Raw genomic sequence first — 19,947 nt, 5'->3', positions numbered from 1 at the left:
CGACAACCCGGAGGTGTAAGCGTTGAAAGCTGCAGTACTTAACCAATTCAATTCGGATCTGAGCATCGAGGAAATCGATGTCGCGGATCCGGGGCCGCACGAAGTGCTGGTCCGCACTGTTGCTTCGGGAGTATGCCAAACCGACCGGACCATGCAGTGCGGCGCTCAGGCTCTTGCCCTGCCGTTGGTGCTGGGGCACGAGGCGTCGGGAATCGTCGAGCGGGTGGGTAGCGATGTGACGTACGTACGACCGGGTGACCGAGTGGCAACCTGTGCGTCTGCATTCTGTGGGGTGTGCCGCTGGTGTATGTCCGGTGAACTGCAGCACTGTGAGGACAAGAAGCGTGCGAGGCCGGCTGGTAGAACCCCTCGACTGTCTCGCGTGGGTGAGGCAGTTGATGCTTTCGTCGGGTTGGGTGGATTCGCAGAAGTACTGCTCGTGCACGAGCGCACGTTGGTTCGTCTGCCGGAGGCGATGCCTCTCGATATAGCGGCGCTCCTCGGGTGTGCGGGTATCACCGGACTCGGTGCGGTGCGGCGAGCGGCAAATGTGCAGGCGGGTCAGACCGTGGCGGTGATCGGTTGTGGCGGTGTCGGTCTCAATGTCGTCCAGGGTGCAAGGTTGGCCGGCGCATCGCGCATTATCGCGGTCGACAAGATCCCCGAGAAGCTCGAATTCGCCAAGAAATTCGGTGCGACGGACGTGGTGGATGCAAGCGCATGCGACCCCGTTGAAGCCGTGCGGGAGATCACCCGCGGTGGTGTCGACCACGCGATAGAGGTGGTCGGTATCGCGGTGACAATAGAGCAGGCGTTCGCGATGCTCGATACAATGGGTACCGCAACGGTGGTCGGAGTTGCCAGACCCGACGTGGAAGTTCGAATTCCGGCGACGGAACTTCTACTGGAGAAGAAACTGCAAGGGACCAAGATGGGGTCTACGCGCTTTCGCCTGGATATCCCGCTGTACTGCCAACTTTATCTTGACGGGCGATTGGAACTCGATGCATTGCTCAGCGAGCGGGTACCGCTTGCAGGTGTGAACGCAGCTCTGAAGGATTTGGATCATCCCCTCGGCGCACGTGCGGTGCTCACCTTCTAGAAGATCCATTGCGGTGCCGTCGGACGGCACCGCGGCAACAAGTGCGAAGGCAGCCCGCCGGACATCTGGTCCGACGGGCTGCCGACTTGTGTCCGGCCGCGTCCAGTGCATCAAGGGACACTGTCGAATCCATTTACAGACGACCCGACATTCGGAAAGCGCTTAGGACTTCTGTTCGGCGCGGACCGGGATTCACGGTATCGGCCGGCGAGATTGTTCGACTAGAAATTAGTGCTAACGATGCGCATAATTGTCATTGACTTTAGATGTGATCTGCATCATGATTCATCTATTGCGTGGCAGGAGCCACGAACGAAATCATCCAGGAGGGTTCATGCGCACGAAGGTGGCGGCGGTGATGGCGGGACTCATGTCCGTCGGACTGCTCACGGCTTGCGGGGGCGGAACGACAAGCGCGCAGTCCACGGATACGGTCACGCTGGCTGCGACTAGCGTGGTCAGCAAATGGGATCCGTACAAGAATGACTGGAGCGTGTTCAAGCAGGGACTTCAGGCGGTCTACGATTCGTTGATCTATCGGGGTGCGGACGGCGCGTTCTCGCCAGGGATGGCCACCGAGTGGTCTTACTCGACGCCCACCACCTTCGAGATGACGTTGCGCGAGGGAGTCACGTTTACCGACGGCACTACCTTCGACGCCGCAGTTGCGAAGAAGAATCTTGACCGAGCCAAGACGGTGACCGGGCCGAAGACGTTCCAGCTCGCGGACGTCTCGAGCGTGGAAGTCACCGATCCGTACAAGGTCAAGCTGACGCTCTCGCAGCCGAATCCTTCACTGCCGCTAGTCCTCACCCAGAACCTCGGCATGATGGTGAGCCCGCAGGCCATCGACAATCCCGACCAGCTCGACCAGTACCCGATCGGCTCGGGGCCGTACTCACTCGACGCCTCTCGTTCGACGCCGAACGACACCTTCACTTTCGTGAAGAACGACGGTTACTGGGACGTCGAGAACACCAACTTCAATACTTTTGTGCTCAAGAAGATCTCGGATACTGCGGCAGCCCTGAACGCGTTGCGCTCGGGTCAGATCGACGGAACGATCGGCAATCGGCCGGACGTACCTACTGCGGAGCAAGCAGGAATGAAGACGCATCAGCAACTGTCCTACAGCGCCGGTCTGATGATCGGCGACCGGGAAGGGCGTGACGTTCCCGCGCTCGGCGACATTCGCGTCCGTCAAGCACTGAACTACGCGATGGATCGAGAAGCTTTGCAGGAGACCATCGGTGAAGGCACGATCTCGACGCAGGTCTTCCCGCCGGGCAGTCCGGGCAATGACCCGGCGTTGGACACCAAGTATCCGTACGACCCAGAGAAAGCGCGACAGTTGCTGGCAGAAGCCGGGTACGCAAACGGACTCGATCTGACAATCGTGTGCACGCAGGTGCAGTTCTTCGATCGCTACGCTCAGGCTGCTGCGCAGATGCTGAACAAGGTCGGAATTAACGCAACCATCAACAACCTTCAGTTGCCCGACTACCAGACAGCGCGATTCTCCGGGCAGACGCCGACTTACGCCTGGTTCTACAACCCGGCCGACAACTTCTACGACGCGACACAGATACTTTCGAGTAACGGCCTCTACAACGCGTACAAGATCAAGGACGCGAAGGTCGACGAGCTGATTTCCCAGGCCGCGGTGCAGACCGGTGCGGAGCAGGACGCCACGTTCAAGAAACTCTCCGCTTATACGGTGGAGCAGGCATTCTTCACGATCACGAACTTTGGTGACGCGTACTACTTTTACAACCCGAAGACGTTGAAGGAGCCTGAGTTCACCCAGTTCGATCCCACCTTGCCGGTCGTCCGGACCCTCCAACCTGCGTAGTACCAGAGTTCGTGTGGCCCGCAGCAGCGGGCCACACGAACAGGTAGAGGAGTGAACTGTGCTAATCACAATCTCGAAACGACTGTTGACTGTCATCCCGATGCTGTGGGCGATCGCCACCATGGCCTTCTTGCTGGTCAACCTCATGCCTGGCAGCCCCGGGCGCACCATCCTCGGGGAATCGGCCACCCCCGAAGCCGTCGAGGCGCTGAACGAGCAGATGGGTTACAACCGTCCGCTCGTCGTTCAGTACTGGTCGTGGCTCACAGGAGTTTTGACAGGTGACTTCGGGACGTCGCTTCAAACAGGTAGGCCCGCAATCACAGACGTCAATTCCCGCCTGCCGATCACGCTGTCGGTGGTGATCGGCGCGGTGATTCTGACCGTCCTGGTCGGTCTGACATTCGGAGTTCTCAGCGCAATGAGTTCGCGGCGTATTGATCGTGGCACTCAGGCCTTTTCGAGTCTGATGATGTCGGTGCCTTCGTTCTGGCTCGGTGCGCTGCTGGTGCTGGTCTTCTCCGTGAAGCTGGGCATGTTCCCCTCTGTTGGTTATGTGCCTATCGAGCAGTCTTTCTCAGGCTGGCTCAGCTCGATAACGTTGCCTGCCATCTCGGTTGGTGCGGTGGGGGTGGCCGCGATCTCACGTCAGACACGAGGCGCAATGCTCGACGTACTCGGTAACGACTACATTCGAACCCTGCGCGCGACGGGAATTCCGCATCGTTCCTTGGTCTTTCGGCACGCCCTTCGCAACGCATCCATTCCGATAGTGACGAGTGTTGGATTCCAATTCATCGGGTTGCTCGGCGGAACTGTCATCGTCGAGCAGGTGTTTGCTCTCAACGGACTCGGTGCGCTGACCTTGCAGGCTGTCAATGCGAAGGACCTGCCGATGATCCTGACCGTGGTCATCTGCACGACCACCATCGTGCTCGCGGTGAACCTGCTCGTGGACATCGCGAACAGCTGGCTCAATCCCAAGATGAGGCGATCATGACAACCGTGACTACACCGCAAGAGAATCTTGTTGCACCGGAACCGGTCGAGTCCGCATCTGCAGGCTCCGCGGCCCCCAAAGGCCATGGGTACCTGCGCAGACTGGTGTCCCGGCCGGGCGTGTGGTTCAGCGCGGGTTGGGTCCTGCTCGTGCTGGTCTGCAGTTTCGGTGCTTCCGTGCTGGCACCGCACGATCCGCTTGCCCAGGATCTCGGCAACTCCTTTGCGTTGCCCTCCGGTGAGTACTGGCTCGGCACGGACTCTCTCGGGCGCGACATCCTCAGTAGGCTCATGCACGGCGGGTCGATCAGCATTCTCGGTTCTGCGACCACAGTGGTGACCGCGCTGGTAATCGGGGTGCCGCTGGGCCTGATCGCCGGATACCGGGCTGGCTGGCTCGACGCGGTGATCAGCCGGATCGCGGAACTGCTGATGGCTCTGCCGACCATCATTATCCTGCTGGCGGTGGTGGCGGTATACGGACGCGGCTTCGCTATCTCGATGACCGCTTTCGGCATCATCGTTTCGGCGAGCTTCATTCGGTTGGTCCGCGCGACGACAGCAGCGGTACGTAATGAACTCTACGTCGACGCGGCCAAGGTCTCCGGCCTGGGTGGATTCCGAATCGTTGTGCGTCACGTGTTACCCAATGTGACTGCGCCGCTACTGATTTTGAGTTCAGTTACATTGGGAACCGCCCTGTTGGTACAGTCCGGCTTGGGGTTCCTCGGTCTCGGGCCCCAGCAACCCGCGCCGAACTGGGGCGCCGGCATCGCCGAGGCAGCGTTGAACATCAACGTCGACCCTTGGCTGATGGTGCCGACCGGTGTGGTTCTCATTGTCACGGTGCTGTCGTTCAACTTTCTCGGTGACGCGTTGCGCGACGCTGCACCGACTACCAAAGGCAATGCTGCAACTGGCAAGCCGTTTGCCAGGTCGAAACTGCCTGGTTTGGCTCGTCCGGCCGGTGACGAGAAGACGTCGACCGGCAGTGCGCCATTGCTCGAGGTCCGGGATCTCGTGGTCTCGTTCCCGGCAGAGGGCGGCTTGCAGCCAGTAGTCGACGGAGTCAGTTTCGAGGTGCGCAAAGGCGAGACCATCGGCTTGGTCGGGGAGTCCGGATGCGGCAAAACTGTTACCGCACTGTCTATTCCGGGACTGACTCCAGGCGAGGGAAACATCGTGAGCGGTCAGGTGCTGTTCGACGGTGTCGACCTCGCCAGAGTCACCGACAAGGAGTTGGCGGCATACAGAGGAACGCGGATCGGATATATCGCGCAGGAGCCGATGGTCTCGCTCGATCCGTCATTCACAATCGGTTACCAACTGTGCGAACCGATCCGTTACCACGCGAAGATGAATCGAGCCCAGGCACGTGAGCGTGCACTCGAATTGCTCGGACTGGTCGGGATTCCCAATCCGGAAAACGTGTTTCGTAGTTACCCCCATCAGCTTTCCGGCGGCATGGCTCAACGGGCAGGTATCGCAATCGCGTTGTCAGGCGAACCGGAGTTGTTGATCGCCGATGAACCCACCACTGCTCTGGACGTTACTGTGCAGGCCGAGATCCTCGACCTGCTGCGCTCGTTGCAGGAACGACTGGGGATGGCACTGATCCTGGTGACACACGATCTGGGAGTGGTCGCCGACATCTGCGACCGGGCGGTTGTCATGTACGCCGGGCAGGTCGTGGAACAGGCACCCGTCGAGGAGCTGTTCGAGCAGCCCCGTCACCCCTACACCCAGGGCCTCCTGCGATCGACACCCTCGCTCGACGGGGCAGAGGGGACACTGCCCACTATCGAAGGGACTGTGCCGGTGCCCCGGGACTGGCCGCACGCGTGCAGGTTTGCGTCGCGGTGCGAGTTTGCCGCTTCCGATTGCACCACTCAGCCCATACATCTCGTGGCACTTGACGCATTCGGTCGACAGAGCCGATGCATCCGTATCGACTCCTTGGAGGAAGTGAAGCATGAGTACTCTTCTAGAGCTGTCTGACCTCGAGGTCACATATCGGATTCCTGGTAGGAAGACCAAGCCGTTACGTGCAGTGGACGGTGTGAGCCTGACTGTGAATGCAGGTGAGACAGTCGGTCTCGTCGGCGAGTCGGGTTCGGGTAAGTCCACGATCGGGCGCGCGGTGCTCGGCCTCACCCCAGCATCGGGCGGCGAGATCAGATTCGACGGTGCTGACATCACGCATGCGTCGGGCCGGACTCGGCGGTCGTTGGCAGAGGACCTCCAAGTCATCTTTCAGAATCCGTTCAGTTCTCTGAACCCGAGTCACCCGGTCGGTAAGACTCTGGCCGAGCCCCTTCTGACACAGCCGGGAATGACCAAGGTGCAGGCGGAGGCCAAGGTGACCGAGTTGCTGCGCGCAGTCGGTCTGCCCGCTGATGCGGCAGAGCGATACCCGGACAAGTTCTCCGGTGGGCAACGTCAGCGCATCGCGATAGCCCGGGCTCTGGCGATCTCGCCGAAACTGGTGGTCTGTGACGAGGCGGTGAGCGCACTGGACGTCTCGACCCAGGCGCAGGTGATCAACCTTCTCGACGAGCTGCAGAATAAGCTCGGTGTTGCGTATCTGTTCATTGCGCACGACATCGCCGTGGTTCGGCACATCTCGGATCGCGTTGTCGTTCTCTATCGCGGCCAGGTGATGGAAAGTGGTCCGGCGGAACGCGTGTGCGACCGACCTTTGCATCCGTACACCAAGGCTTTGGTTGCAGCAGCGCCAGTCGCCAACCCCGTACTGCAGCGGCAGCGGCGTGAGCTTCGGCGAAAATCTGTTTCGGCAACCACCGCGGGGGCGTCTCACGCGTCCGAGACGGGTTGTCCCTTCGCTGTCCGGTGTCCGCACTCCGCTCCGGTGTGCCTTTCCACTCGGCCGGCCCGGACCGTATGCGAGGGCGTAGAGGTGGCGTGTCATCTCTACGACTCGGCGTCAACGCACCCGGAGTGTGTTGGAGCGCAGCGTGTCCCAGTCAAGATTGCGTAAACCGCGACATCAACGATTTTGACGCGAGCCTCGTCCGAGGTGTCGCATCGAGGAGAAGGTGACCACAAGTGACAATCGAAGATCTGCATTCTCCCGCTTCCGGTTCTCCCGGTAAGCAGGAAGGCTGCCCCTTCAATCACACCGACTACACGGCTGACGGCCCGATGGGTAGTCACTACGACTTGCTGAATGCGGACCGTGAGGCCTCCCGTTTCCAGTTCAACGACACCACGGATCGTGGCTTTTGGATGTTGACGCGCTATGACGACGTGCTCGAAGGATTTCAACGAGCCGAGGACTTCACGACTAACGTCACGAGTGCACTCAATCCGTCGCGGACGGTCGATCTGTTACCTCAGCATCTCCACGGTGCGCCGCATATCGCCATGCGCAGGGTTATCAACCCGTATTTTGCGCCGGCTGCAGTCCGGCGGCTGGAGGAGGCCGCGACCAATCGGTGCATCGAGCTGATCGAGGAACTTGCGCCGAGGGGCGAGTGTGACTTCGTCTCGGAGTTCGCGATTCGCTATCCGACGGACATGTTTCTGCACTTGCTCGGACTCCCACTTGAAGATGGCGAATTCTTCTTACCGTGGGTCGACAAGGTTTTCGACGGTTTCTTCGGCGGCAGCCAGGAGGAAGCGAAGGCAGCCGGTGATCAGATCATGGATTACTTCGACAAGGCCGTGGCCGATCGTCGGAAGAATCCGAAGGACCCGAAGGAAGATCTGGTCAGCCGGCTGATCGAAGCGAAGATCGACGACCAGCCGATCCCACACGAGGACATTCTTACTGTCTGCATGACATTGATGCTGGCTGGTCTGGACACTACGCGCAGCGCGCTGGGCTATATTTTCACGCACCTTGCCGAGCACGACGACCACCGTCAGGAATTGGTTGAAGATCCATCGCTGATTCCGGCTGCAATGGAGGAGTTCATCAGGCTCTATCCTCTGGTGATCCAGGGCGGGCGAGAAGTCTCCCAGGATACCGACTTCGACGATCTGAAGATGAGCAAGGGTGACGTAGTCTGGCTCGGCATCGGGTCTGCTAACCGGGATCCGCGAAAGTTTCCGGAGCCTGACGAGTACATCCTGGGGCGTACCGGAGTCAATCAGCATCTCGGATTCGGGGCCGGCGCGCATCGTTGCCTGGGAATGCACCTGGCCCGGCTCGAGCTTCAGGTTGTCTTGCGGGAGTGGCACGCTCGCATTCCGAACTATCGGGTCGCGACCGGTGCCGAGCTGACTGAGCGGGGTGGGCAGCTCTCCTTGCTCTCGCTGCCATTGCAGTGGGACGTATAGACGCGAAAAGGTTCGCGTCACAACCTCGGTCGACAAAGGACCTCCGGAGCCTGCAGGGCTCCGGAGGTCCTTTGTGTGCGGTCAGTAGTTTGGTTGCGGTGCCGGTTTGGCCTCACAGTAGAATGACGCGGCTTCGTCGACGTTCCCGCTGTCGTTGGTACGTGGAGACTGCGTGGTACAGGCACAGTGCTCGCTCACGGATGACAACTCCGTTTGTCCTTCTCAGTGCGGCGTCGAGGACTAGGTGCAGTTCTACGAATTATTCGCATGAATAATGAAAGATGGCCCCCAACATGATTTCTGGGGGCCATCATCAGTGCTCCTGGTCGTCGCGTGATCCTATCGACGCTGATCGAAGTTACGGCCCAGAAGTTCTGACACGATGCGGGTGCGCTGCATGGTCGGGGTGCCGCCGGCCAGTGCCCAGCCGTGCGAGTCTCGGTGGAGGCGTTCGAGTCCGTATTCTTCGGTGTAGCCGTTTCCGCCGTGCAGTTGCATCGCGAGATCGGTTACGCGCTTGGCCATCTCGTTGGCAGTGCACTTGGCAAGGGATACGTCCAGGGTGTTGGGTAGAGTGCCCGCAGGGAAGTCTGCCGCCTTTTCCTGAAGTCGACGCGCTGCCTCGACCTGCAGGATCATGTCTGCGACGGTCATCTGTACGGCTTGGAACTCGATCAGCGCCTTACCGAACTGGGTCCGTTCCTGCACGTACTCGATGGTGCGGTCGAGTGCTGCCTGTCCGATCGCCAGGCTCATGGTGGTATTGCCGAGGCGCTCGATCGAGAATGCGGAAAAGAGTGTCCGGAATCCGCCTGGGCCGACCAGTAGGTTCTCGGCCGGTACCTCGACATCGTCGAAATTGATGTCGGCTGATGGGATTCCGCGGAAACCCATCAGCTTCTCGCGAGTGCCGAAGCTGACGCCGGGACGGTCGGCCTCGACCAGTATCGCTCCGAGTCCCTTGGCGCCGGGGGCGTCGGAGAGTCGGCAGTACACGAGGTAGGTGTCTGCCTCGCTCCCGTTGGAGATCCATCGCTTGGTTCCGGTGATGCGATATCCCTCCGGAGTGCGAGTTCCCTTGGTTGTCATGTCCGTTGCCGCAGAGCCTGCATCCGGTTCGGAGATGGCGACGGCCATGGTGGTCTCGCCGGCGATGATATTCGGCAGGAATCGACGCTTCTGTTCTTCCGTGCCGTGCATGGCGACTACGTGCGCGGGGCCGGTGTTTGCCTCGAAGACTTGGAAAGCAGCTGGTCTGCAATGCTTTGCAATTTCCTCGATCACCACGAGGGCGTCGCGAAGCGGAGCTCCGGAGCCGCCGTACTCCTCGGGGAGTGCGATACCCAGTAGTCCCAGCGAGCCCAGATGTCTGCGTTCGTCGTGTGGGAATGCCGTGCGATTGGCGTCCCATTCCGCGGCCTTCGGGGCATAACGGTCGCGGCCGAGGCTTGCTGCCAGCTCGCGAACGGCCTCCCTCTCTGCCGCGTTTACTGTCGCCACTGATGTCATCGGAACACCTTCCTTCGATTTCATTATATTGGTGAGCATAGATTATCGGAAGAGGCTGTGCATAGTGCTGAATTCGAAATATTCTGCACGGACTGAGGTACGGTCATCTATGACAATGAATAGGAGGAATTATGGGCGAGGTGGTCATCGTCGACGCGGTGCGTTCGATCATGGGCCGGGGTAAGTCGGGGGGTGCGCTCTCCGGATTGCATCCGGCAGATCTACTCGGTGGAGTTCTGACCGGACTGGTCGACCGCGCCCGACTCGATCCGGGTCTGGTCGACGACGTGCTGGTTGGGTGCGTGAACCAGAGTGGTGAACAGTCGGCGACGCCGGGACGTCAGGCTTGGCTCTCCGCGGGATACCCCGAGCACGTGCCGTCGGTAACCATTGAGCGCAAATGCGGGTCCGGGCAGCAGGCATTGGATTTTGCGCTGTGGGGAGTAGCGGCGGGCGCCTATGACATAGCGATCGCAGCAGGCGTGGAGTCGATGAGTAGGGTTCCGATGGGATCCGCGGCGATGGGGCGCGATCCGCAGGGGCCAGGAGTACGCAGACGGTATCCCGACTTGGTTTCCCAGGGTGTGGCCGCTGAACTCGTCGCAGACCGCTGGGATCTCTCTCGGGCTCAACTCGACGAGTACTCCGCTCGCTCACATGAATTGGCTGCCGGGACCGCAGACAGTGGGGGCTTCGACAACGAGATCGTCCCGCTCACCGTTGACGATCAGACCCGTTCGACAGACGAGAGCATTCGGCGTGGCACGACTGCGGAGAAACTCGCGGGCCTTGCACCCGTCTTCGGAACCGATATTCATCGAGAGCGGTACCCGGAACTGGACTGGAAAGTCACGGCGGGCAACTCGTCTCAGATCACGGACGGCGCAAGTGCGCTGCTGGTGATGTCCGAAGACAAGGCAAAAGCACTGGGTCTTCGACCTCGGGCGAGGGTTGTGGCATCCGCAGTAGTGGGCTCGGATCCTGTGATGATGTTGACCGGGCCGATCGATGCCACCCGCAAGGCGCTAAGCCGTGCCGGGCTGGGGGTTCACGACCTCGATGTCGTCGAGGTGAACGAAGCCTTTGCCTCGGTTCCCCTGATGTGGCAGGAGGAGTTCGGCGTCAAGAGCGATCGACTCAACCCCGCAGGTGGCGCCATCGCGCTCGGACATCCGCTGGGTGCCTCCGGTTGTCGATTGATGACCACCATGATCAACCAGCTCGAACAGCGTGGTGGCCGGTACGGGTTGCAGACGATGTGTGAGGCGGGTGGCATGGCAAACGCCACCATTATCGAGCTGATCAACTGAAAAGTGCTCTTTCCCAAGCGATAGTGCGCACAACAATTCACATGAGCGAGAAGAATCGGGTGCAGAAATGAAACTTGACAATGGATCGGCCGTAGTCACCGGTGGTGCGTCGGGCCTCGGGCTCGCGAGCGTTCGCAGGTTCATCGACTGCGGGGTCCCCGTCGTTCTGATCGACCTGCCGAGTTCGGCAGGAGCTCAGGTTGCAGACGAGTTGGGACCGCTCGCCACCTTCGGACCTGCAGATGTTACCGACCCCGAGGCGGTCGATGCAGCACTCGATCTCGCCGAACAGAAAGGACCTATCCGGGCACTGGTGCACTGCGCGGGGCGCGGCGGCACGGTGCGTCTTGTGAACCGCGACGGTACTCCGGGCGATCTTGATTTGTATCGAAAGCTGGTAGACATCAACCTCGTCGGTACTTTCAACGTGCTTCGGCTCGCGTCGACAAGGATGTCGAAGAACGACCCGGTCGACGGTGAGCGCGGTGCCTGTGTACTCACGGCGTCGGTCGCTGCCTGGGAAGGCCAGATCGGTCAAATTCCCTATGCTTCAGCCAAAGCCGGCGTTGTCGGTATGACGCTCGTGGCGGCCCGAGATCTCGCCACCAAACTGATCCGGGTGTGCTCGATCGCGCCCGGTGTATTCGACACTCCGATCCTGAGCCGTTTCTCCGACGAGATCCGGGACGGCCTGGCCAAGCAGATCCCGCACCCGTCAAGGCTGGGCGAACCCGACGAGTTTGCATCGTTGGCCCTGCACATCATCGACAATGCGATGCTCAACGGAGAGACGATCCGTCTCGACGGTGCAATCCGTATGCAGCCGCGCTAATCGTACTGAGAAAGGAACACTATGACTGCATCACAACCCGGCGGCACCGCGGTGGACGCCGAGGAGTACCCAATCCTGGTCGAGCAGATTGACGGCGTCCAGGTGATCACGCTCAACCGGCCTCGTGCCCGAAACGCCATCAATTTGGCTACAGCGGAAGCAATCGCTGCGGCACTCGAGGAACTCGACTCGCGGGTGGACCTCGTGGCCGGCGTCATTACCGGTGCAGGCGGAACCTTCTGCTCCGGGATGGATCTGAAAGGATTCCTGAACGGGGAGCGTCCCTCACTGCCTGGTCGTGGATTCGCAGGAATCGTCGAGGAACCGCCTGCAAAGCCGATGATCGCCGCGATCGAGGGTTATGCTCTCGCGGGTGGCTTCGAGATCGCACTGTCGTGCGATCTCATTGTGGCGGCGAGCGACGCCAAGTTCGGTCTGCCCGAGGTGAAACGCGGTCTGGTCGCGGGAGCTGGGGGCCTCATGCGGCTACCGCGCCGCGCGCCCTACCACCTGGCGATGCAATGGGCATTGACCGGCGGGTTCATCAGCGCGGAAGACGCGTACCGGGCAGCGCTCGTGAACGAATTGACCGATCCTGGTGGCGCGTTGGAAGCGGCCTTGGCCATCGCGAAGGAGATCGCGGGGAACGGTCCGTTGGCAGTCAAGGCGACCAAACAGATCATCGTAGAATCGGTGGATTGGACACTTGACGAGCAATTCGTCCGCCAACGTGAACTCAGTGAGCCTGTACGTGGCTCCGAGGACGCGAAGGAGGGGGCTCGCGCCTTCACCGAGAAGCGCGCACCGCGCTGGCAGGGTAGGTAGGCAGCAGGGGCATGGCGAGTTGCCTGGGATCGATTCTGGGCAACCTGCTTTGCATTGCAGCCCTATTCGACTATCGAGGCGCCAACGCCCGGATTGCGGGCATCGGGTCCCCCGGCGTCAGCACTGAGATCACGGGAGTCGTGACGCCCGCTGCCGTGTAGCGTTCGATGTGCTCGAGGCAGGCCTCGGGAGGCCCGTGGACGAACAGGTCGTCGACCACCTGATCGGGAATTGCAGCCAACGCCCCGGCCCGGTCTCCTTCCGACCAGGCTTGCCACATTCCGCCGAGTTCCTCTTGGCGGCCTAGGAATTCATGAAATGCTCGATAGACCGGGACATTGAGATATGCCGCGATCCTGCGGCGCCCGACAGCGCGTGCGGTATCGGAATCGACACCAGGCAGGACGAAGATCCGAGCGACGATTTCTTTGTCCGACCCTCCTGCATGGACATAGGGGGCAACAGTTTCGACGTCGTCTGCGGAGAGCCAGTTGACGATGGCGCCGTCAGCTTCCCGCCCGGCCAAACGGAGCATCGCCGGTCGCATCGCAGCGAGGAGCACGGGCGGCGGCGGGTCCGCGATCAGACCTGCGCGAAACCCGTCGACACCAAATGTGCCGTACTGCTGGGTCACCTTTTCCCCGGCTAATGCCGATCGGAGGAAGCGGAGCGAGTCCCGGACACGTTTGTACGGTTCGTCGAATGGGATCGAGTTCCATTTCTCCACAATGACACTCGACGAGGATCCGATACCGAGTACGAAGCGGCCGGGGGCTACCGAAGCGAGAGTGTTCGCCGAAATTGCAAGGGTAGCCGGGCCGCGGGTGTAGACGGGGACGATTGCTGTACCCAGTCGGAGAGTCGGCGCCCATACGCTGGCTAATGCAAGCGGAGTGAAGGCATCTGCGTCGGAGGACTCCGAAGACCACACGTCGGTGTATCCGAGATGGGGTAGTTCCGCGATGAGATCTCGTTGGTCGCGCAGTGGTATTCCGTCGAGGGGAATCGTCAGTCCCCAACGACGTGTGGGCTCCGGAACGTGTCTGTCCGGCGGTATGTTGTTTTCTGGCAAGGGGATCCAACCTCGATAGGTGTCGTGTGCGTGGTGCTCAGAATAAGCCTGCCATGCCGCCGTCCACGGAGACGGCCGAACCGGTGAGGAACGGTACGTCTGGCCGCAACAGGAACAGGACTGTCTCGGCAATCTCTTGCGGTGTTGCCATCGACGTGGTCGGGGCCGAATCGGACCCGGCGGATGAGACTGCGCTGCGGAACTTGGCGACCATTTCGGTATTGACAGGTCCCGGGCACAGACAATTCACTTTCACCCGGTTCTTCCGCGCTTCGGCGGCCGCGCATCTGGTGAGGCCGAGAACGGCGTGCTTGGTAGCCACGTAGTCGGCGCGATCTGCGGCGCCCTGCAAGCTGGCGATCGAACCCGTGTTGACGATTGCCCCGCGACCCGCGGCATACATATGGGGGAGAACAAATTTGAGCCCCCAGAACACGCTGTTGAGGTTGGTGTCGATCACCGATGCCCAATCCTGAAGGCTCAGCTCGGTGATGGGCTGCGCGTGCCCGGCGACCCCTGCATTGTTGAAGAACAGCTCGGGTGGGCCGTGCGTCTCGATTGCGGCATTAACGTATCCGCGAACCTGCTGGGCGACAGAGACATCCGCAGTGAAGGTGACAATTGGTGCCCCGGTTGCGCGCTCCGACGTTACGGCGAGCCTCGACGTGTCGATATCCACCGCCAATACGCGGGCCCCCGCATCGGAAAGAGCCAATGCAACGGCCCGGCCGATGCCGCTGCCGGCGCCGGTCACGATCGTCGACGCGCCGAAGAATCCGTTGCCGGTCATGGCTTGCCTGCGTGCGGGACCTCCACGTGTACAGCGAGCATGCTGGCATCGCGAGTGTGCGCGCGCTTGTGCTCCGAGGACGACGGCGCCGCGCAAGCGTACAGGGTGCGGCCGTCGGCGCCGCCGAGCATGCAGGCGAAAACTCCGGTGTCGAACTGGATTTCGTCGACTACGCCTGCCGTCTCGCGAACTCGGACGAGTCGACGGTTGAGCGCGTCCGCGACCCAGATTGCTCCCTCTGCGTCCAGGCAGATGCCGTCCGGTGCGACGGACGACGCGGCCATCGCGTCGGCAACCGAGGAGGTGGGCACGTCGTCACCGAATGCTGCCCAAACGCGGCGTCCGGTCAGATCACCGTTGTTCTCGATGTCGAATGCCGTGAGCCGGTTGCCCATGCTCTCGGCGACTACGAGTACACCTTCGGGTGTGACGACGGTGCCGTTGGGAAAGTGCAATCCGGTAGCGGCCACCGACGCTGTGCCATTCGGGTCGATGCGGATCAGGTCGGCAGGCTCCACAGCCGAGGCGCTGCGGAACTCGAACCCGAAGCTGCCCACCCAGGCGCGGCCGTTGCCGTCGACCACCATGTCGTTGATCTTGGTGGGAGACAATGAGGACAGGTCGGCATGGACAACCAGTTCGCCGGAGTGTTCGCGGCGAAGGATCTTTCGGTCGAGCATGGAAACGATCAGCAACCTGCCGTCCGGCAACCAGCCGAGGCCTGACGGCCGGTTCGGGACCAGGGCTTCGACGCGTACGTCGCCGGACTGTCCGATGGACAGGACTTCGTGGGCGTACAGGTCGGACACCCAGAGGCGGTCTTCGTGCCAGCGGGGGCACTCGAGGAACGCGCGGTTGTCGACGACAGTGCTGATTTCACGTGCGTTCAGGTTGGTCAGTGTCATGGGAATCCTTGGATGAGGGGTGGTTTGGGCGTTTGCGGATCAGGACGGATCCGGAAACTGTGGAGGCCGCTTCTCCATGAAGGCGTTCGCGCCTTCGATCATGTCGTCGCTACCGATCGCTTGGACAAGCATGCCGAGACCGTTGGCAAAGGAATCGCGCGCGCTGTTCCACCACAGATTCGAGCTGACCTTGGTGATCTCCAGGTAGCGCGGACTCAGGGCGGCAAGTTCCTCTGTCCAGCGCACCACGGCCGCTTCGAGGTCGTCGTCCTCGACGACCTCGTTCACCAGTCCCATGACCAGTGCCTGCTCGGCGCTGTATCGCCGGCACAGCATCGAGAGCTCCTTGGCGCGCTTCTCGCCGATCTGCACACCCATCACGTTGGTGGCGCCGGTGACGGGTGAGCTTCCCACGCGTGGCCCGGTCTGCCCGAAGGTGGCGGACCGAGCTGCTACTGCGAGGTCGCACGCTACGACGAGCTCGTTGCCACCACCGCCTGCAGGACCGTTCACCGCTGCGATGACGGGGCGCGGGCAGTTACGGATCGAGTCGAACAACCGTAACGACGAGCGGTAAAGACCGCGCATCTCGGTCACGCTTGGGGTGGCCAGAGAGCCGAGCGAGCCACCGGCGCAAAAGCTTCCGGGCACACCCGTGATGACGACCGAGCGGTATCGCGAGGCGTCGTCGATGGCGTCCGAGATCGCGCCCGCCATCGCTGCGTCGTAAGCGTTGCGTCGCTCCGGCCGATTCAACCGGATCCACAGTGCAGAACCACGTTCGCTGGTCTCGATGTCGGCCATCTGTTCCCTCGTCTTCCTAGTGTCGTGTCGAAAAGTGTCACCCGACACATCAGTTATTGCTGTTAATGGTGCATATAGATTTCTTCAGAGTCAAGCATCTGAAATTGAGGTGTCGTTGCTGCCGAACTGGGTGGATGGGATGTGGCACAAGAAGATTCTGTGTTCCGCGTAAATGTATGCGTCCAAAATAAATGATGCTATTGATGCGCATTGAATGTATAGTCGGCCGTGGCGTGCATCACGTTCGACTGAAAGGGTATGCAATGTCTCGAGCCTCGGTCTCGGCAGCAGTAGGTAGTGGCCACGACTCGGCAGCAGGTAGCGGCCGTTCAGGGGGTTTGCCAGTCTCGCCGGAGTGGGACGTCCTCGTAGTGGGGGCCGGGTTCGCGGGCCTCTACGCACTGCATCGCTTGCGCGCACAAGGTTTGCGGGTGCGGGTTCTCGAGGCCGGAGATGACGTCGGCGGCACCTGGTATTGGAATCGTTACCCCGGCGCGCGATGTGACGTGCAAAGCATGGAGTACTCGTACTCGTTCGACGAGGGCCTGCAGAATGAATGGGAGTGGACGGAACGGTTCGCTACCCAGCCCGAGATACTGAACTACATCGAGCACGTGGCAAACCGACTCGACCTCCGTAAGGACATCACGTTCGGCGTCCGGGTTGCCAGCGCGGAGTTCGACGAGAACGGTTCTCGGTGGACGGTCCGCGCCACTGACGGCACGACCACGACCGCGCGATTTGTCGTCATGGCGACGGGATGTCTGTCCTCGGCGCGTGTCCCTGACTTTGTCGGCCTCGAGTCGTTCGGTGGCGAGTGGTACCACTCCGGTGACTGGCCGCACGAGGGCGTTGAGTTGGAGGGGAAGCGGGTCGCGGTGATCGGCACCGGATCTTCCGGGGTTCAGTTGATCCCGCTGGTAGCGGAGCAGGCTGCGCATACCACCGTCTTCCAGCGCACACCGAACTTCGTGATGCCCGCGCGAAACGCCCCGTTGACGACTGAATTCACCACTGACTTCAAGGCCCGCTATCCACAACTTCGTGAACAGGCTCGGTATGCACCCGGCGGAATCCTGCGTAACCTGCGCGAACAGTCCGCGCTCGATGAGACGCCTGAGCAGCGGCAATCGCGATACGAGATGCATTGGGAGAGTGGTGGACCCGATATCGTCGGTGCCTACGGCGATCTGTTGCGCAATGCGGAATCAAACGAGACGCTGGCTGAATTCATCCGTGGCAAGATCGCCCAGATCGTGACTGATCCGGAGCGCGCAGCACTCCTGAGCCCGCACTATGCAGTGGGCGCAAAGCGAATTGCGTTGGGCACCGATTACTACGAGACCTACAACCGGGACGATGTTGCGCTCGTCGACGTCGCATCGGCCCCGCTGGAGCGGATAACCGCAACGGGGATCAAGACCGCCGATGCCGAGTACGAGTTCGACGTCATCGTCTTCGCGACCGGATTCGATGCGATGACAGGAGCGCTGCTTCGAGTGGACTTCCGCGGTGAGAACGGGGTGACATTGCAGGAGAAGTGGCATGCCGGCCCGCGCACGTTACTCGGGGTCGCCACAGCCGGGTTCCCCAACCTGTTCACGGTCACCGGTCCGGGCAGTCCTTCGGTGATCAGTAATGTCCTGATGTCGGTCGAGCAGCACGTCGAGTGGATCACGGACTACATCGAGTACCTCACGGTACGGGGGCATACCTACGCTGCCGCAGACGTGGCGGACGAGGACGATTGGGTTCAGCAGGTCCAGGACGCTGCTGCCGACACTCTGTACCTGACCGCGAACTCGTGGTATCTCGGCGCCAATGTGCCAGGAAAACCGCGAGTGTTCATGCCCTATGTGGGTGGCGTCGGAAATTTCCGTCGGCACTGCGAAAAGGTCGCGGCGAACGGCTACGAGGGCTTTGTCTCGCACTGAGTTTCCGTCGAGTTCTTCTATCCCACAGTAAATATCAAGCGAACGAGGTGTGACCGCAACATGACCAGGGTGTACGAGGATCTAAAGCCCACATTCGTCGATCCGCACGACTGGGCCCTGCCCACCGTGCTGCGTAGTCGCGCGGCGTCGGCCCCCGACGATCTTTTCCTGATCGCGCCCGAGGAATCCGGGCAGTGGACCTACGCTGAGGTTCTCGATGAAGCAGAGGCCGTCGCGGGGTCATTGCACGGAGCCGGTGCGGCCGCAGGTGACCGACTGCTGATCATGGCCGTCAATTCCTCGCGCTTCATCCGGACCTGGTTCGGTTCGGCGGTTGCATCGCTTGTCGAGGTACCGATCAACACCGCGTACGAAGGCGAGTTCCTGCGCCATCAGCTAGATACCGTTGGCCCACGTTGGGCCGTGATCGACGACGCGTTCGCTGATCGGTTCGTCGCGATCGCGGCGAGTTCAGGTCAGATCGAGCGATTCTGGGTTATCGATACCGGAACGGGCGCAATGGATTCCGCGTTGGAAACTCTCCGCAGCCAGGGCTGGACTGCTGACCCCTGGGACACGTTGCTCGACGGTGCTCGCGTCGAATTGCCTGCACCGTGTGCACAGGACCCCGCCTCGATCCTGTTCACTTCCGGTACTACGGGACCGTCCAAGGGGGTGTCGATGCCGCACGCGCAGATGTATTTCTTCGCAGAGGAGGTCGTCGCGTTGACTCGTCTCACGGCCGCGGATACCTATCTGACGATGACTCCGCTCTTCCATGGAAATGCGCAGTTCATGGCCGCCTACCCGGCGCTGATCGCCGGTGCCCGACTCGTGGTGCGATCGAAGTTCAGTGCCAGCAGGTGGGTGGATTTCGTTCGGGAGAACGAGGTCACTGTCACCAACTTCCTCGGCGTGATGATGGACTTCGCCTGGAAGCAGCCACCGCGATCGGACGACGCAGACAACACGCTGCGCTGTATCTTCGCTGCGCCGACTGCGTCTATCGTCGACGAATTCGCTGCCAGGTTCGGGGTCGAAGCGTTTGTCGAGGTATTCGGGCTCACCGAGACCTGCGCGCCGATCCTCTCACCGTACGGAGTGAAGCGGCCCGCAGGTGCCGCCGGACTGGCGGCGGCGGAGTGGTTCGACGTCCGGTTGGTCGACCCGGCGACCGACGAGGAGGTTCCGGTCGGCGAGGTCGGCGAACTTGTGGTCCGGCCTCGACTTCCATGGACCTGTAGTCAGGGCTACTACGCCATGCCGGACAAGACAGTCGAGGCCTGGCGGAACTTGTGGTTTCACACCGGCGACGCATTACGCCGGGACGAGGACGGCTGGTACTACTTCGTCGACCGCTACAAGGATGCGCTGCGCCGACGCGGTGAGAACATCAGTTCGTACGAAGTGGAGCAGGCCGTGCTGTCCATCGACGAGGTTGTCGAGTGCGCCGTCATCGGCGTTACGGCAGACGTCGACGGTGGCGAGGACGAAGTTCTGGCCGTTATTGTCGCGCGTGAACCCATTGCCGCGGAAGATATTTGGAACCGCTGTGAGGGACGAATTCCGGCATTTGCGGTCCCGAGATACATCCGATTCGTAGATGCACTTCCCAAGACGCCGTCGGAAAAGGTGCGGAAGGCTGTACTCCGCGAGGAAGGCATCACCGAGGACACCGCCGACCGCACGTTGGTCCCGGCGCACTAAGGGC

At 61.3% G+C, this 19,947-nt stretch carries 16 protein-coding genes; 11 read left to right on the top strand and 5 right to left on the bottom strand.

The features are described 5' to 3' along the window. Window positions 1-22 precede the first annotated feature (22 nt). The 6 genes from KYT97_RS15890 (at window position 23) to KYT97_RS15865 (ending at window position 8,255) form a co-directional block, all read left to right on the top strand. On the top strand, window positions 23-1,102 hold the full coding sequence (locus tag KYT97_RS15890) for a Zn-dependent alcohol dehydrogenase (RefSeq protein WP_219110218.1): 1,080 nt from the start codon (window positions 23-25) through the stop codon (window positions 1,100-1,102). Between the two features lie 334 nt (window positions 1,103-1,436). Continuing rightward, entirely contained in the window at window positions 1,437-2,954 is a 1,518-nt protein-coding gene (locus KYT97_RS15885; RefSeq protein WP_219110217.1) for an ABC transporter substrate-binding protein, read from the top strand. Between the two features lie 58 nt (window positions 2,955-3,012). After that, the gene (locus KYT97_RS15880) at window positions 3,013-3,954 is read left to right on the top strand and encodes an ABC transporter permease (protein ID WP_219110216.1); all 942 of its coding nucleotides are present in this window, start codon (window positions 3,013-3,015) and stop codon (window positions 3,952-3,954) included. Further along, window positions 3,951-5,951, top strand: a complete 2,001-nt coding sequence (locus tag KYT97_RS15875; RefSeq protein WP_219110215.1) for a dipeptide/oligopeptide/nickel ABC transporter permease/ATP-binding protein — start codon at window positions 3,951-3,953, stop codon at window positions 5,949-5,951. Before KYT97_RS15880 ends, KYT97_RS15875 begins: the two co-directional genes overlap by 4 nt. After that, entirely contained in the window at window positions 5,926-6,951 is a 1,026-nt protein-coding gene (locus KYT97_RS15870) for an ABC transporter ATP-binding protein (RefSeq protein ID WP_219110214.1), read from the top strand. Before KYT97_RS15875 ends, KYT97_RS15870 begins: the two co-directional genes overlap by 26 nt. Before the next feature lie 68 nt (window positions 6,952-7,019). After that, entirely contained in the window at window positions 7,020-8,255 is a 1,236-nt protein-coding gene (locus tag KYT97_RS15865) for a cytochrome P450 (RefSeq protein ID WP_245005837.1), read from the top strand. Window positions 8,256-8,594: 339 nt separating this feature from the next. On the opposite strand, the gene KYT97_RS15860 is transcribed toward KYT97_RS15865, so the two are convergent. Then, window positions 8,595-9,764 (bottom strand): acyl-CoA dehydrogenase family protein, encoded by a 1,170-nt coding sequence (locus KYT97_RS15860; RefSeq protein WP_245005836.1) that lies wholly within the window; start codon window positions 9,762-9,764, stop codon window positions 8,595-8,597. A 131-nt stretch (window positions 9,765-9,895) separates the two neighbouring features. On the opposite strand from KYT97_RS15860, the gene KYT97_RS15855 reads away from it, so the two are divergent. The 3 genes from KYT97_RS15855 to KYT97_RS15845 all read left to right on the top strand — a co-directional run bounded on the left by KYT97_RS15855 (window position 9,896) and on the right by KYT97_RS15845 (window position 12,731). Further along, on the top strand, window positions 9,896-11,074 hold the full coding sequence (locus KYT97_RS15855) for a thiolase family protein (protein ID WP_219110212.1): 1,179 nt from the start codon (window positions 9,896-9,898) through the stop codon (window positions 11,072-11,074). 67 nt (window positions 11,075-11,141) lie between these two features. Continuing rightward, window positions 11,142-11,906 (top strand): SDR family NAD(P)-dependent oxidoreductase, encoded by a 765-nt coding sequence (locus KYT97_RS15850; RefSeq protein ID WP_219110211.1) that lies wholly within the window; start codon window positions 11,142-11,144, stop codon window positions 11,904-11,906. Window positions 11,907-11,927: 21 nt separating this feature from the next. Then, window positions 11,928-12,731, top strand: coding sequence for a crotonase/enoyl-CoA hydratase family protein (locus tag KYT97_RS15845; RefSeq protein WP_219110210.1), 804 nt, complete (start codon window positions 11,928-11,930; stop codon window positions 12,729-12,731). 70 nt (window positions 12,732-12,801) lie between these two features. Here the strand turns inward: KYT97_RS15845 and KYT97_RS15840 are convergent, their stop codons facing one another. The 4 genes from KYT97_RS15840 to KYT97_RS15825 are packed head-to-tail and all read right to left on the bottom strand — an operon-like array spanning window position 12,802 to window position 16,302. Then, window positions 12,802-13,803, bottom strand: coding sequence for an LLM class F420-dependent oxidoreductase (locus tag KYT97_RS15840; RefSeq protein ID WP_245005835.1), 1,002 nt, complete (start codon window positions 13,801-13,803; stop codon window positions 12,802-12,804). 37 nt (window positions 13,804-13,840) lie between these two features. After that, complete coding sequence (locus KYT97_RS15835) at window positions 13,841-14,593, bottom strand: SDR family NAD(P)-dependent oxidoreductase (RefSeq protein ID WP_219110209.1); 753 nt, start codon at window positions 14,591-14,593, stop codon at window positions 13,841-13,843. Next, window positions 14,590-15,498: an SMP-30/gluconolactonase/LRE family protein gene (locus KYT97_RS15830; protein ID WP_219110208.1), complete on the bottom strand. Its 909-nt coding sequence runs from the start codon at window positions 15,496-15,498 to the stop codon at window positions 14,590-14,592. The genes KYT97_RS15835 and KYT97_RS15830 overlap by 4 nt, the downstream gene beginning before the upstream one ends. Before the next feature lie 39 nt (window positions 15,499-15,537). Beyond that, window positions 15,538-16,302, bottom strand: coding sequence for an enoyl-CoA hydratase/isomerase family protein (locus tag KYT97_RS15825; RefSeq protein ID WP_219110207.1), 765 nt, complete (start codon window positions 16,300-16,302; stop codon window positions 15,538-15,540). 263 nt (window positions 16,303-16,565) lie between these two features. Here KYT97_RS15825 and KYT97_RS15820 point away from each other — a divergent pair, with 263 nt between their 5' ends. After that, on the top strand, window positions 16,566-18,236 hold the full coding sequence (locus KYT97_RS15820; protein WP_219110206.1) for a flavin-containing monooxygenase: 1,671 nt from the start codon (window positions 16,566-16,568) through the stop codon (window positions 18,234-18,236). Between the two features lie 60 nt (window positions 18,237-18,296). Further along, entirely contained in the window at window positions 18,297-19,943 is a 1,647-nt protein-coding gene (locus tag KYT97_RS15815) for an AMP-binding protein (protein ID WP_219110205.1), read from the top strand. The last annotated feature ends 4 nt before the right edge of the window (window positions 19,944-19,947 follow it).

The sequence above is a fragment of the Rhodococcus globerulus genome, from assembly GCF_019334125.1.
Lineage (GTDB): Bacteria > Actinomycetota > Actinomycetes > Mycobacteriales > Mycobacteriaceae > Rhodococcus_F > Rhodococcus_F globerula.
Note: the sequence above shows the minus strand (reverse complement) of the source record. Positions and strands in the feature narration are given on the sequence as shown.

Bases quoted from the DNA above. Each gene is read 5' to 3' on its own strand.
- KYT97_RS15845 (WP_219110210.1), top strand. From the start codon at position 11,928: ATGACTGCATCACAACCCGGCGGCACCGCGGTGGACGCCGAGGAGTAC.
- KYT97_RS15870 (WP_219110214.1), top strand. From the start codon at position 5,926: ATGAGTACTCTTCTAGAGCTGTCTGACCTCGAGGTCACATATCGGATT.
- KYT97_RS15830 (WP_219110208.1), bottom strand. From the start codon at position 15,498: ATGACACTGACCAACCTGAACGCACGTGAAATCAGCACTGTCGTCGAC.
- KYT97_RS15825 (WP_219110207.1), bottom strand. From the start codon at position 16,302: ATGGCCGACATCGAGACCAGCGAACGTGGTTCTGCACTGTGGATCCGG.
- KYT97_RS15860 (WP_245005836.1), bottom strand. From the start codon at position 9,764: ATGACATCAGTGGCGACAGTAAACGCGGCAGAGAGGGAGGCCGTTCGC.
- KYT97_RS15835 (WP_219110209.1), bottom strand. From the start codon at position 14,593: ATGACCGGCAACGGATTCTTCGGCGCGTCGACGATCGTGACCGGCGCC.
- KYT97_RS15815 (WP_219110205.1), top strand. From the start codon at position 18,297: ATGACCAGGGTGTACGAGGATCTAAAGCCCACATTCGTCGATCCGCAC.
- KYT97_RS15820 (WP_219110206.1), top strand. From the start codon at position 16,566: ATGTCTCGAGCCTCGGTCTCGGCAGCAGTAGGTAGTGGCCACGACTCG.
- KYT97_RS15850 (WP_219110211.1), top strand. From the start codon at position 11,142: ATGAAACTTGACAATGGATCGGCCGTAGTCACCGGTGGTGCGTCGGGC.
- KYT97_RS15855 (WP_219110212.1), top strand. From the start codon at position 9,896: ATGGGCGAGGTGGTCATCGTCGACGCGGTGCGTTCGATCATGGGCCGG.
- KYT97_RS15875 (WP_219110215.1), top strand. From the start codon at position 3,951: ATGACAACCGTGACTACACCGCAAGAGAATCTTGTTGCACCGGAACCG.
- KYT97_RS15885 (WP_219110217.1), top strand. From the start codon at position 1,437: ATGCGCACGAAGGTGGCGGCGGTGATGGCGGGACTCATGTCCGTCGGA.